The 12,832-nt window shown below is 35.9% G+C and carries 12 protein-coding genes and 1 pseudogene; 11 read left to right on the top strand and 2 right to left on the bottom strand.

Translation table 11 applies throughout. The annotated features are described in order from the left end of the window. Positions 1-732 precede the first annotated feature (732 nt). The 7 genes from ACGTN9_RS10255 (at position 733) to ACGTN9_RS10225 (ending at position 5,813) form a co-directional block, all read left to right on the top strand. Complete coding sequence (locus tag ACGTN9_RS10255) at positions 733-1,269, top strand: GNAT family N-acetyltransferase (RefSeq protein ID WP_499592422.1); 537 nt, start codon at positions 733-735, stop codon at positions 1,267-1,269. A 94-nt stretch (positions 1,270-1,363) separates the two neighbouring features. Continuing rightward, a complete protein-coding gene (locus ACGTN9_RS10250; protein WP_499592421.1) occupies positions 1,364-2,170 on the top strand; it encodes a DUF5677 domain-containing protein in 807 nt (268 codons plus the stop codon). 288 nt (positions 2,171-2,458) lie between these two features. Then, positions 2,459-3,301, top strand: coding sequence for a tyrosine-type recombinase/integrase (locus ACGTN9_RS10245; RefSeq protein WP_499592420.1), 843 nt, complete (start codon positions 2,459-2,461; stop codon positions 3,299-3,301). Positions 3,302-3,403: 102 nt separating this feature from the next. Beyond that, positions 3,404-3,949: an HAD-IIIA family hydrolase gene (locus tag ACGTN9_RS10240; protein ID WP_499592419.1), complete on the top strand. Its 546-nt coding sequence runs from the start codon at positions 3,404-3,406 to the stop codon at positions 3,947-3,949. 25 nt (positions 3,950-3,974) lie between these two features. Then, positions 3,975-4,751: a class I SAM-dependent methyltransferase gene (locus tag ACGTN9_RS10235; RefSeq protein WP_499592455.1), complete on the top strand. Its 777-nt coding sequence runs from the start codon at positions 3,975-3,977 to the stop codon at positions 4,749-4,751. Positions 4,752-4,876: 125 nt separating this feature from the next. After that, positions 4,877-5,347: a VOC family protein gene (locus ACGTN9_RS10230; RefSeq protein ID WP_499592418.1), complete on the top strand. Its 471-nt coding sequence runs from the start codon at positions 4,877-4,879 to the stop codon at positions 5,345-5,347. 184 nt (positions 5,348-5,531) lie between these two features. Continuing rightward, the gene (locus ACGTN9_RS10225; protein ID WP_499592453.1) at positions 5,532-5,813 is read left to right on the top strand and encodes an immunity protein CdiI family protein; all 282 of its coding nucleotides are present in this window, start codon (positions 5,532-5,534) and stop codon (positions 5,811-5,813) included. 262 nt (positions 5,814-6,075) lie between these two features. On the opposite strand, the gene ACGTN9_RS10220 is transcribed toward ACGTN9_RS10225, so the two are convergent. Continuing rightward, positions 6,076-6,414, bottom strand: coding sequence for a hypothetical protein (locus ACGTN9_RS10220; RefSeq protein ID WP_499592417.1), 339 nt, complete (start codon positions 6,412-6,414; stop codon positions 6,076-6,078). An 18-nt stretch (positions 6,415-6,432) separates the two neighbouring features. Then, the gene (locus tag ACGTN9_RS10215) at positions 6,433-6,990 is read right to left on the bottom strand and encodes a YqxI family protein (RefSeq protein WP_085505198.1); all 558 of its coding nucleotides are present in this window, start codon (positions 6,988-6,990) and stop codon (positions 6,433-6,435) included. A gap of 467 nt (positions 6,991-7,457) precedes the next feature. Between ACGTN9_RS10215 and ACGTN9_RS10210 the strand changes: the two genes are divergently transcribed. The 4 genes and pseudogenes from ACGTN9_RS10210 (at position 7,458) to ltrA (ending at position 12,387) form a co-directional block, all read left to right on the top strand. Further along, complete coding sequence (locus ACGTN9_RS10210; RefSeq protein WP_085505199.1) at positions 7,458-8,222, top strand: AAA family ATPase; 765 nt, start codon at positions 7,458-7,460, stop codon at positions 8,220-8,222. 176 nt (positions 8,223-8,398) lie between these two features. After that, entirely contained in the window at positions 8,399-8,977 is a 579-nt protein-coding gene (locus ACGTN9_RS10205) for a GNAT family N-acetyltransferase (protein WP_085505201.1), read from the top strand. A gap of 366 nt (positions 8,978-9,343) precedes the next feature. Then, positions 9,344-9,796, top strand: coding sequence for a hypothetical protein (locus tag ACGTN9_RS10200; RefSeq protein WP_085505202.1), 453 nt, complete (start codon positions 9,344-9,346; stop codon positions 9,794-9,796). Between the two features lie 779 nt (positions 9,797-10,575). Beyond that, a pseudogene (gene ltrA, locus ACGTN9_RS10195) lies at positions 10,576-12,387 on the top strand (group II intron reverse transcriptase/maturase). The last annotated feature ends 445 nt before the right edge of the window (positions 12,388-12,832 follow it).

Genomic DNA, 12,832 nt, shown 5'->3' with positions numbered 1-12,832 from the left:
AGTGGTTGTTTATATTATTAGCTACATTAATAAGAGTGGCTCTCACCCCCGCACTTAATGGCTCAGTTGACCGCAAATAGTGGCTCAAATCACCGCACTGATGGCTCAATCTGTCCGCAATACTCAAACAATTAGCTCATCTAGCCCGGTTACATATGAAGAGTCGAAATAAACCAATAAGGATAAATGATCCCTACCCGTTTTATTGGAATGATCATTCAATTGAAAAAATCCTTCATACCTGCCTCATGACATACTGGAACACATCGACATCCTCAAAGAGCTAACACAGACTCTCTTCCACTCGAGTTTTTTAATCTCAGGAGACCCAAACTCGACAAATTGGGGGATCAGAAAAAACGGTGAATTAGTTTTATATGATTTTGAACGTATCGGTTATGGTCATCCAGCTATTGATTTAGCTATCACCATGCCGGGATTTGGTAGTAACGATGGATGGCTTGAGAATGAAATAGCAGTAAAGTACCTTTCTGTATGGAAAGATGCCATATGGTATTCCCTTATTCACGGAAAGAATTAGTCAACCACATATATCTGGCCAAAACATGGAGTGCCATAGATTTCCTTGCAATGAATGACAAAACGATGAAAGAAAAGCAACGAGTTACATTTACTTCCCAATTAACCGAAAATATAAAGGAAACCGTTAAAAAGCTGGGATAGTAGAAGTAGAAATTATCTTAGACCATATAAATAACCAGGGGGGAAATTATGTTTGCTACTGATCGTATTCATTTAAGAAAGCTAACAGAAAGTGACGCAGTTACCTATTATGACTGGAGAAACAATATGGATGTGATGGAAAACACAAACCCAGAGCTGGATGTCCATACTTTAAAAGAAACAGAAGCATTTATACAAAGTATTTGCCATTCGAACTCATCTAAAAGTTATATCATTGAAGTGAACGAGAACGATAAACCGATAGGAATTGTATCTCTTGTCAATATTGATTACAAGAATCGCAATGCTGAATGTATCATCGACATTGGTAATGTAGATTATTGGGGTCAAGGCTATGGCACAGAGGCCATGAAACTGCTTTTGAACTATAGTTTTTCTGAATTGAACTTACATAAGGTTTATTTAAGGGTATTTTCCTTTAACCAAAGGGCCATTAATTTGTATGAGCGTTTAGGTTTTGAAAAAGAAGGAGAACTAAAAGACCACTTATTTAGAAATGGAGAATGGCATGGGATTACCTACTTAGCGATTTTTCAAGAAAAATATTTACGACAACGCTATTAAAGCAATCTATTAAGAGTAACTTTTTCCAAGTATACATTTACTCTAATTCAGATTTTATTACAAATACTGAAGTTTGAAAAAAGGGGGTAGAGTTTTGAAATTTTTGAACAAAGCTATAGATGAAGCTAGTGCTGCAAAGGAAGTAATAATAAAAGAGCGTTTTGCACAAAAGGAAATTGTAATGGATGTACAGGATGTGGTTACAATCGCCTTCATTGAAGATATGGCTAAAAAAGCAGAAACCTTAAAATGTTTAATTGAAAATAAAAGCGATTACATTGATTCAATTTCAAGGAGCATATTCGAACTGTCTGTATATTTGAAATTGCTATTATCAGAACATAACAAAATATATGGGAGGTCATACAATGCATTTGTGAAATATAGAGGTTATAAAATGTATCAAAGTGTAATAGCAGAAAACAAAACTGGAAGAAAGATAAGAGAGTGGTTAGATATTGATAGGGATAAGTTCTTAAATGAAAGTCCAATTAATGAACTAAGTGAAGAATTAGAACAACTTAAAAAGAGGTATGCTGATGTATTCGAATTAAGAAACGAAAATCAAGAATGGTATAATTTAGATGGAAAGACACGGAACTTTCAACAATTATGTATTAAACTTGGAATGCAGGCAGATTATGAAATTTATTATAGATTAATGTCTTCAGAAGTCCATGCTTTAGACGTAATGAATAGGTGGAAGTTCGATCCAAACGAAATTTCTATTCTTGAAAATTTTAAAGATACGAATATGCATATAAATATGGCCACTACTCTGTTGCTAAATACTATTGATGCTGCCTATACATTTTATGGTTTGAAAGCCAGGTTGAAGACTTTCAGGACATTATTATCAGTTAATTATGGATTGGAAAAACGTAGACAACTTTATAAATAATGTACTCCTTTCACTCAACTATTTCTTACTTTGAAATCAACCAAGTGTTCTATTAAAGGGCTAACGGGAGAGTTAGTTTAGAATTTATTTCAAAAAAATATCTCAAACTCGAGTCTTCAAGAATAGGGGGCTTTAATGGAATATTAATTCCCTTTTAAGTACTGTAATAACACGCCCTTTAGCTAAGTATCCCAAACCGGTATTATTGAATAACTCGAGTATATGAATTTCTTTCCTTGCCCATACTAGAATCAAGATTGCTTGATTACTAGTGGGAGAGTGAATAAGGTGCTGCTATCAGAAACTTGGGAGAAGTTCGAATTGGATAAAAAAATTGAAGGATACTCTCCATTAACTTTAAAAACTTACCGCATTCAATACCAGAAGCTATTAAGTCACTTTGGGGATATTGATATTAATTTGATTCAGACGGAACAACTGAAAACTTATCTCTTAGAAGCTGGTGGCCATCTTAAACCTTCGAGCCTGGGGCATCGCATACGTTGTATCCGTTCATTATTTAAATGGGCTTTTGATGAAGGCTTAATTGAAAAAAATACTGCTATGAAATTAAAAGAACCAAAGGATGGTAGGAGAATCCCAAAATTTCTCTCTGAAATAGAAATCGAATACCTGAGAGAAGCTTGTCAGTCACCTGCAGAAAATGCTTTGTTTGAGTTCTTTTATTCAACTGGGTGTCGTATAGGTGAAGTGGTAAAGTTGAATAGGGAAGATATCAACTTTTATAGCAACGCTGTTATCGTACAAGGTAAAGGCAATAAAGAACGAGAAGTTTACTTTAACACTCGCTGTTCCTTATGGTTAAAGCGATATTTAGAAGAACGGACAGATTCCAACCCTTGTTTATTCCTGACAGAAAGAAGACCGCAAAAAAGGATGAGTATTGACTTGATCAGGTATATTATTAAAAGAATTTCCAGTCGAGCGGGCATCAATAAAACCATTCATCCTCATCAATTAAGGCATAGCTATGCAACCCATATGATAAACAACGGAGCTCCTATCGACGTTATCCAAAGTTTGCTTGGTCACGAAAAGAGTGAGACGACAAAGGTTTATGCTCAACTGAGTGGAAAACTAAGACAAGATTTTTATACAAAGTACTTTTAGAAACACACCTTCGATAAGAAGGTGTTTTTTTGCGGGATTGATTGCGGATTCAACGTTGTTTTGAAATAATTGGTAGAGATATAGTAGAAAGGGAGAAATTATGTGAAAAAGATAGATGCAGTTTTTTTAGACAGAGATGGAACAATTGGTGGGGACGATACCGTCCACTACCCCGGAGTATTTGAACTTTTTCCTTACACCGCATATGAGATCAATAGATTAAAAAGAGATGAAATTAGGATATTCTCTTTTACCAATCAGCCTGGGATATCAAGGGGGTTAGCTACACATAAAGAATTTGAAGAGGAGTTAATTGCGTTTGGGTTTGATGATGTTTATATATGTCCCCATGATCATAATGCAGGCTGCATATGCAGGAAACCAAATACAGGAATGCTGACTAAAGCGAGTAAAGATTATGATTTAGTCCTTGAGAATTGCGTAGTGATTGGAGATCGTTGGAGTGATATGGCTGCTGCATCAAAGGTAGGAAGTATATCAATTTTAGTCAGGACCGGAGCTGGCGATTCTTCTTTAATTGAACACTTCGATAAATTAAAGGATATTAAAATAGATTACATAGCAAATGATCTTAAGGATGCCGTAAGCTGGTTATATAAGAATTACCTTGTATGTCGTAAAGCATGATATTTTTGGAAAAGAGGTATGTATGATGGGGATTGATTTCCATAGTAAAAAGAATCGTTTCACATATACTACTCGCACTGCAGACAGCTCATGGAAGAAGACAATAAAACAACTTGTACCTTTCGAGAATGTATCAAAAGCTGTAGATATTGGATGCGGAGGAGGAATCTATTCTAAGGCGTTAGCGGGCATGGGGGTAGCTTCTGTCACTGGCATAGATTTTTCTGAAGAAATACTTGAGGGTGCAACAATAAACTGTAAGGATAATAAAAACATATCTTTCAGATATGGGAGTGCTTACGATACTGGATTACATAGCAACAATTTTGATTTAGTACTTGAAAGAGCATTAATACATCATCTGGATGAATTACAAAATTGCTTTAAAGAAGCCTATCGAATACTCAATGATGAGGGATATTATATTGTGCAGGACCGTACCCCTGATGATTGTCTACTAAAAGGCAACGATAATCATATCAGAGGATATCTTTTTGAATTATTTCCAAGATTAATCGATAAAGAGGTAAGTCGCAGGTATACCAGTCAATTCGTATTGAAGACTTTGAAGAAAGTTGGATTTAGAAAAATTGAGGAAGTAAAGGTGTGGGAAACAAGAAAAGTGTATCCTACCAAAAATCAATTGCTAAAAGATTTAAGTGAGCGAACCGGAAGAAGTATTTTACAAGGACTAGATGATAATGAATTGAGGATATTTATTAATCATGTAGATAAGTCACTTTCATATAATAAGAGCATAATCGAGAAAGATAGATGGACAATTTGGAAAGCGATTAAATAATTAAAAGATCTCCCGATTTCAAGTTTTCAATAAAAGGGGCATACTGCGTAAATGGTTATCTCTTTCCTAAACAGTATTGTAGGACTGTAGTTAACATACATATGAAATTATTGGAGGTATTTTCATTGATTAAAGGTCTTTACGAAGCACATTTGCCAGTAAGTGATTTAACAAAGTCGGTTGAATTTTATGAAGGGCTTGGTTTGGAGTTTGATCATAAAGTGGAAGATAAATTAGCATTTTTATGGATTGTAAAAGACCAGAGTTGGCTTGGATTATGGCAAACCGATAAAGTTGAGGTGGAGTATCATCCTTCGCTTAGACACATAGCTTTTGAAGTATCATTACAGGGGTTAAAAAACTCGGTTAGTTGGCTAACAAATAGAGGTTATAAACCGAGAAAAGCTTTTGGATTTGAGCCTTCCGAACCTTTTGTGATGCCTAACCCTAATGAGGGTTTTGGACATGCAAAGATACATTTTAATGATCCAGATGGAAATAGTTTAGAGTTCATCTGCAAAATTGGTAATCCTAATAATCTGACAGAAAGAATGTATTTAAGTGAATGGGAACAATTAAATGGTTTATCAAAGTAATAAGTACCTTCTATTAAATAGACAGGACTTTAGAAAAGATAACATAAGAAGTATCTTGAATTCGAGTCTTCCGTAATAGGGGGCAATCGTTTAATAAGGATGATCACTAAAGGGGTGGTTTACTTTAATAAATGGAGATGGAATACACTATGAGATGTCTTTGTAAACAACAGGAAACAAATGAATTAAGGGAGCAGACCCTATTTGGTGTAATCGGTGTAATTGTAACCTTGACATAGAAGAGATTTCAATTAAATACGATTTGAAGTTGGAGTTAATAAAATGGATTGGGAAGTATGGTGTATGGATTGATTGGGACAAAGATGGAATAGTACCTAATGCCGTTGAACTTGAAGAAGAGCATAATAAAGAAGGATTGAAACTAACAGAAAAAGTACAGAAAGAACTTGAAGGAAAGTATAAAGTTTCATTTTCACCTTCGACATTTGCAAAGACATATAAATAGAATACAGTCACCCTTATTGTATTAACGGTGCTAAAGTAAAGATTTCTCAAAATATTTCTCGAATTCGAGTATTACAGAAACGGGGGCGATAGCTGAAGATAGTATAGTTGATCTTCAGCTTTTTCTCTTATTTTTAAAACAAGTAGGATAGTGGAAGATTTAACTTCAAGAAAATTTGATAAATGGATAAATATACTAATTAATTTCGAAATCCCAAAAAAAAGATCTTTACAAACTATGTAAAGATCTAAAAACTAAATAATTACTTATATGATTCTAAGATTTCTAAGCTCTTTTCTTTAAATAAACCCGAGACTACAAGCGATTTAACAATAGAAATTATGTTAGTCCTATTAAAGGTCGGGTTAATTTTTATTGCTTTTTGTTCCAAAGCAAAGTTATTACCATCGTAATTTTGAATAAGGTTTGTAAGTTCTCTCAAATCTTTTTTTGATAAATCATACGTAACTACTGTTTCATGTATAGTAGGCTCTTTCATTTTATCGTCATGTAGTAATCCCACAAGTGTAAGGAGACTGCGGTTGTGAAACTTTAATTTCTCTATTTCAGCTAATAATTCTTTATACTGGCTATTTTCCATTATGTTCTATTTCCTTTCTTACAGTAGGAATGCATCTATTGCCCACGCTATATTTCGAGCATAGAAAGTTGGAACCCCAGCAGAGAGGAGAGATTGATAAATCTCACCATGAATCATTGTACTTGCGTCATCTATAGCATCCGCAATCTTACCGGAATTCTTTTTCACGTACTTCGCTGTACTGTCACTAACTACATCCAAAACAGTACTTAAGGCTTTACCTCCATATCGAAAAGCATAGACGATAGCTGTTTTCTTTAATCCTTGAACTTGTACCTGGCTTTCTATTTTGTAGAAAGAAAGATTAGTTTGAGGATTGGTTATTAAAGAAACTACATAACCTTCAGGAACCTCCACAATACCTTCTTTGTATGGTAAGACCAAAGCAAACGTTGATGTTTCTCTTAACTTATCTGAAATAGTTTTTTCATCATAAGCAATACCCTCTTTCTGTTGTTCAACATTTACTGAGGGATTGTTGTCATGTTCTTCAGCAGAAACGACGTTTGTTAAGCTTGGAGAAAATCCAGAAAAAATAATACTTGCACTGATTAAAGAAATCATAGGCTTTTTCATACTACATACCTCCCAAAAATGTAAAATACTTCCTAATAGTAACTTTATTCCTTTTTAAATGCAACATCTAATTCTATGAATTCTCATTTTTAATTAAACTAATAAACTTTATAAAATGTTACCATTAGGCTATTGTCATATAGTGGTATATTATTTTATTTTGAATATATTTGGCAATTAAGAAATATGTAGGAAATGGCAATCGGCAATATAAGGGTTGAATTATATTTATTCTTTGCCTAAGTAACTTGACATGGGGCCTATGTGGCTAAGTGATCCTTGAAGTGTAGCCAGTAAGGTCATGCAGGGCTACACAGTCTATCTTAACCACTTGTCCAGGGTTATGCAGGAATTGATGTATAGCCCTGATTGCAGAAAACTACAAATTTAAAATCTATAGCTTTGAGTGAATTTCTATTAAGTAGTTGATTTCTTTAGGAAGTAAATAAGAGTGAGGGGGTTGCAGAGTGATATTGAATAAAGACAATCAGTACCTTAAAAGACTAAACCTAAAAACAGAAAGTATAAATTCATATGAGGCTTTTCCATTTAATTTATCTGTTATTAGGAATTTTAAAGAATTGCTATTTCATCCTAATGTTACCTATATTATCGGAGAGAACGGAATGGGTAAGTCAACACTGTTAGAAGGTATTGCCATTAAGTTTGGCTTTAATCCCGAGGGTGGAACTCTCAATTTTAATTTTTCCAATTATGATTCTCACTCTATCTTAGAACAATATTTACTATTGTCCAAGGGGGCTAGTAAGGCAAGAGATAATTTTTTCTTTAGAGCTGAAACTTTTTACAATTTAGCTACGAATATTGAAGAGTTAGATAGAGCCCCGTCTTTTGGTCCAAAAATTGTTGATTCATTTGGTGGAGATTCATTACATGAACAATCACACGGGGAATCTTTTTTTGCAGCATTTACTAACCGTTTTCAAGGTAACGGTCTATACATCTTAGATGAACCAGAAGCTGCTTTATCTCCTTTAAGACAAATGTCTATGCTTTCACGAATACATGAACTTGTTAATAAAGGTTCTCAATTTATAATATCTACCCATTCTCCAATAATCATGGCTTATCCAAATTCAAAAATTATTCAACTTAGTGAAGAAGGAATGAAAGAGACAAAATTAGAGAACACCGATCACTACAATATAATGAAGCAATTTTTTGAAGACAAGGATCGGCTATTACATCACCTTTTTGAACAAGACAGTTAATTGATATCTAATAAATAATGAAAGATCTTTTGAACTATCTTGAATTCGAGTCTTCAAGTAAAGGGGGCAAAAGTGGAAGACGAACGTCTAATAATTGAGTAGTTTTGTCAAGGGGGACTTATCATTCTAAGGGGTGACCATTTGTTTAAGCGTATATGCAATGGAGGGAGAGAGAAATGGTATTTTCAAATCAGAAACCAATGATTGTGGGAGAGAAAATTTTTCTTAGACCTTTTAAAGAGGAGGATTTTCCTTATATAGAGGAATGTTTAAAAGATTCCGAAGTCATAAAACTAACAGGAAGCACCACAGATTATGATAAGGATGCGGTACAAGAGTGGTATAACACAAGAAATAAACAAACGGATCGTTTAGATCTTGCAATCGTGGATCAATCCCAAAATATCTTAGTAGGAGAAGTTGTCGTCAATTTATATGATGAAAATAGTAATAGTATGAATTTTAGAATACTTATTGGTCCGAGAGGAAGAAATCGAGGTTTAGGGACGGAAGCATCCCAACGAATGATAGATTATGTATTTAATCACACGAAACTAAACCAATTAACTTTGAGTGTGTATGACTTTAACCCAAGAGCTAAGCATGTATATCAAAAGGTTGGATTTGTAGTAGAAAATGTAGATGAAAATGAATTGGAGTTCGAGGGGGAATGGATAGACTCCATAAACATGAAATTAACAAGAAACGATTGGCTGGTTAAGGGTACTGTAATTGGGAAAACGAAAAGAGAATAATCTTTCTATTACAATTTTTAGTTCCCAGACGGTGTATTTAATAGCGGATCTACTTGGTCACTAATACAATTGTTTATATTGAAAGACCTTTCCCCACAGAGTTAACTTTGTTCGATAAAAACAATAATGAAGTTTCTCCCCCTGATGTATTAAACTGATGGGGGCTTTAGTTTAAGTTCTGCTCCAAGATATCTCGAAATCAAGTCTTCCACAATAGGGGGCGTTTGTTCAATATAGACGCTCCCTTTTTTTAACTCATGGGCAGGATTGTGGAAGGTTTGAATTCTTGAATTCGAGATATCTTACTTAATAAAATAACTCTTGCCTGGGAACATTAAAATAAAAAAGTAAAAGGAGTTCCCAGATATGTGGATCAATATAGTGGTCGGTCTAGTTATTCCCTGGGTAACGATCGGTTATTTATTTATAAAAAATCCAGTGGTAATCATATTGATGTATCCACTAGGTGTAGCTATTGCATTTGTGGGCAGTGATTGGGGTTTTGGACTTTTTTGGGAAGTTACTCCGACTTATGAGCAGAACAATTCTTTGTCAGCGTTTCCTTTCAAAGTCGGTTACTTCCCCCTATTGTCCGTTTTGTTTGGTTATATAAAAGCAAAGGAAATAATCAATACACCTCTCCTTATTATTTTATTCACGCTCATTACCGCTTTTATGGAACTTGTGGGGGTTTGGGTGGGTAAAATTATCTATTCACATGGTTGGAACATTTTCTGGACACTTTTCATCTATTTATTTGGGTTTATGGTATCGGCCTTCTATATAAAAATACTTAAGAAGTATAATATTTTAGAGTAGAGATCTATTTCCCTCTATTAGTACAGGGTTAGTGCTCATTTAATGCAGGGTATCTCGAAAACAATTCTTCAACAATAGGGGGCGCGCGACAAGCTCTGCTATAAACGCTTTTCAGCGTGAAAGGCAGGAAGTTTATTTTAATAAACTTCAACGGTACAACGGAGGATGGGAATGATGGATCCATGTTTCCGGAAACCATCCCGTCAACACTCCTGCATGCGCTAAGACGGGCAGGTCTTAGGGTGTGAAGCACAGGTAGATTGGGCAGAACGAAGGCTGAAGCCATTGGGTATGCTGACGGATATGCCCCACGGCTGAAAAACTAGATAAGATGAGAATGGTTCCTTGAGATAGGAACCGACGAACTTCCGAAGGTAAGGGTCTAAAGATTCGAACGTAAGGAAACTTACGTGTCATCTTACGATGACGTGAGTGGTGTGGAGTAAAACTGCCCCCTCTGAAAGACGCTATACCGAACGATGGCGGTATCCAGCTCACAGGCTTAAAGGAAGCATCTACGTTTAGTATGGATAGCTACGTTGTATGGTACTTGGAAAGCAAGGAACGTTGAATCAAGGGCTGTCACCCGAAACGGTTGCTATAAAGTTATGCTGAAAAGCATTTATTCTTGTGAGGGTAGGGGAATGACTGATGAAACTTCTGTAATGGAAGTGGAGGAATAGCCCCAAGTCTAGAGTATGAAACGATTATTTTCCTAACGTGAATGGCACCGATCGGGTAGGAACGTGGGAACATCCCTCCAAAGGAGGGATGCCACAGTGTCAACGCTGCGAAACTGGGATTATTATAATATGACGGAGACCTTTACGGATCTTCATGAAAAAGCGAGTCAGGGAAATACGTTCTCTCAGTTATATGAAACCATCATATCGAGAGAAAACATCCTGCTCGCTTTCCGCATGATTAAAACCAATAAGGGATCAAAAACACCAGGAACCGATGGGAAGACCAGCGATGACATGAAAGAGCTATCCGAAAAAGATCTGGTAAACGAAGTCCGAACCAAACTTAGAAACTATCACCCGAAGAAAGTTCGAAGAGAATGGATTGAAAAAGAGAACGGAAAATGGAGACCCCTTGGGATTCCATGCATCTTGGATCGAGTGATCCAACAATGCTTCAAACAAGCTCTCGAACCGATTGTAGAATCTCAATTCTTTAAACATAGCTATGGTTTCAGACCTCTACGATCTGCTCATCATGCTATGGCAAGGACACAATCATTGATCAATCACGGTCAACTACATTACGTCGTTGATGTAGATATTAAAAGTTTCTTTGATAACGTGAATCATCGTCTATTGAAGAAGCAACTATGGAATATCGGCATTCAAGACCGTAAGGTACTGGCTTGTATTTCTAAAATGATCAAGTCGGAAATTGATGGTGAAGGTGTTCCAGAAAAAGGGTCGCCTCAGGGTGGTATCCTGTCACCATTACTCTCCAATGTCGTCTTAAATGATCTAGACCAATGGGTTGCGGATCAGTGGGAAGTATTTCCTCTGATGAAACCTTACAGCTCAGATGATGCCAGAAGGCGAGCGAGAAAACAAACGAACCTGAAAAAGGGATACCTGGTCCGATATGCTGATGATTTTAAAATTCTATGCAGGGATGGAAAGACAGCGCAACGGTGGTACCACGCGGTACGTCTGTACCTTAAAGAGCGCTTAAAACTGGACATCTCTCCAGAAAAACCTCAAATTGTAAACTTGAGAAAACGGGAATCTGAGTTCTTAGGGTTCACCATTCGTGCGAATAAAAAGGGTAAGAAACGAGTGGCCCATACTGGGGTCATTTCTAAAAAAGTGAGAAAATCAAACAGGAAGCGAAGAAGCTCATTCGAAGAATGAAAGCTTCGCCTTCTGCTGAGAATATTCATCGTTACAATAGCTTTGTTCTAGGACTTCACCAATACTTTAAGCGAGCGACTCATGTAAGTCTCGTGTTTTCACGTCTTGCTTACGATCTTAAACCATTTTTAGTGAACCGCCTTCGACCGATTGGAACGCTAAAACATCCTTTTCAGCCACCGCCTTTTTATAAGAGAACCTTTAGTTTAGGAACGAAAACGATCTATATCAATGGTACGTATCTATTTCCCATCGGAAATGTGAAAACATTTCATGCGATGAGCTTCAGTTCAAAGCTTTCGCTTTACACGAAGAAAGGCAGAGAACAGATACACAAAAGTATCCGCCCAGATATCCAGAAAGAAATTGGACACTTAATGAAGTCTTCTTTACCGAATCGAAGTGTCGAATACCTGGATAATCGTATTAGTCGGTATAGTATGAAGATGGGGAAATGCGAAATTACAGGCGAATATCTTCACGCTTCAGATGTTCACTGTCACCACTATATGCCAAAGAATCTTGGAGGAAGCGACCAATTTAAAAACCTGCGTATTCTTCATAATTCATCGACTGATTCATGTAAAAGATATAGAGAAGATAAAGGTTTATCTCAAACAATTACCACAGAATCGATTGATCTTAGATAAAATCAATCAATACCGAAAGGTATGTGGGGTGGAAGGGATCGACGCATCCAGTCTCGAAAAGTTATAATTTAGTACATATCTTTAGATGGAGCGCCGAATGCTGGGAAACTAGCACGTTCGGTGTGGAGCAGGGGAAAAGCTGGAGATAACTTCAAACGCTTACCTATTGCTAACCATTGTTCAATAAGAGCAATCGCTTTTTTGCTAAGGGGCAGGATTGTGGAAGACTCAGTTTCGAGATAACTCATGTTTTATTTATAAAAAGGCTGAGTAAATAGGTGGTTTTGAAATAATTGGAACTAATTATGAGCAGAGCTTAAAATTTTATTGGAGGTTTTAGAATTTTTCATTAGACTTTTCTGTAGTAATAAGGGGGCTGGCACCATTAAATTAAATCTAAAATCGTAGTTAATTCTTTTAATAGGAATATTAGTTGGTCTTACTATGGTTAATATAATTAGTAATAATGGATAGCAGCAATAACTCTTTTCACTCGTAGGTGGAATATTTGG

This window comes from Halobacillus sp. B23F22_5 (genome assembly GCF_043497085.1).
Lineage (GTDB): Bacteria > Bacillota > Bacilli > Bacillales > Halobacillaceae > Thalassobacillus.
The sequence above is the reverse complement of the archived record's forward strand: the minus strand, read 5'-3'. Positions and strand labels throughout refer to the sequence as shown.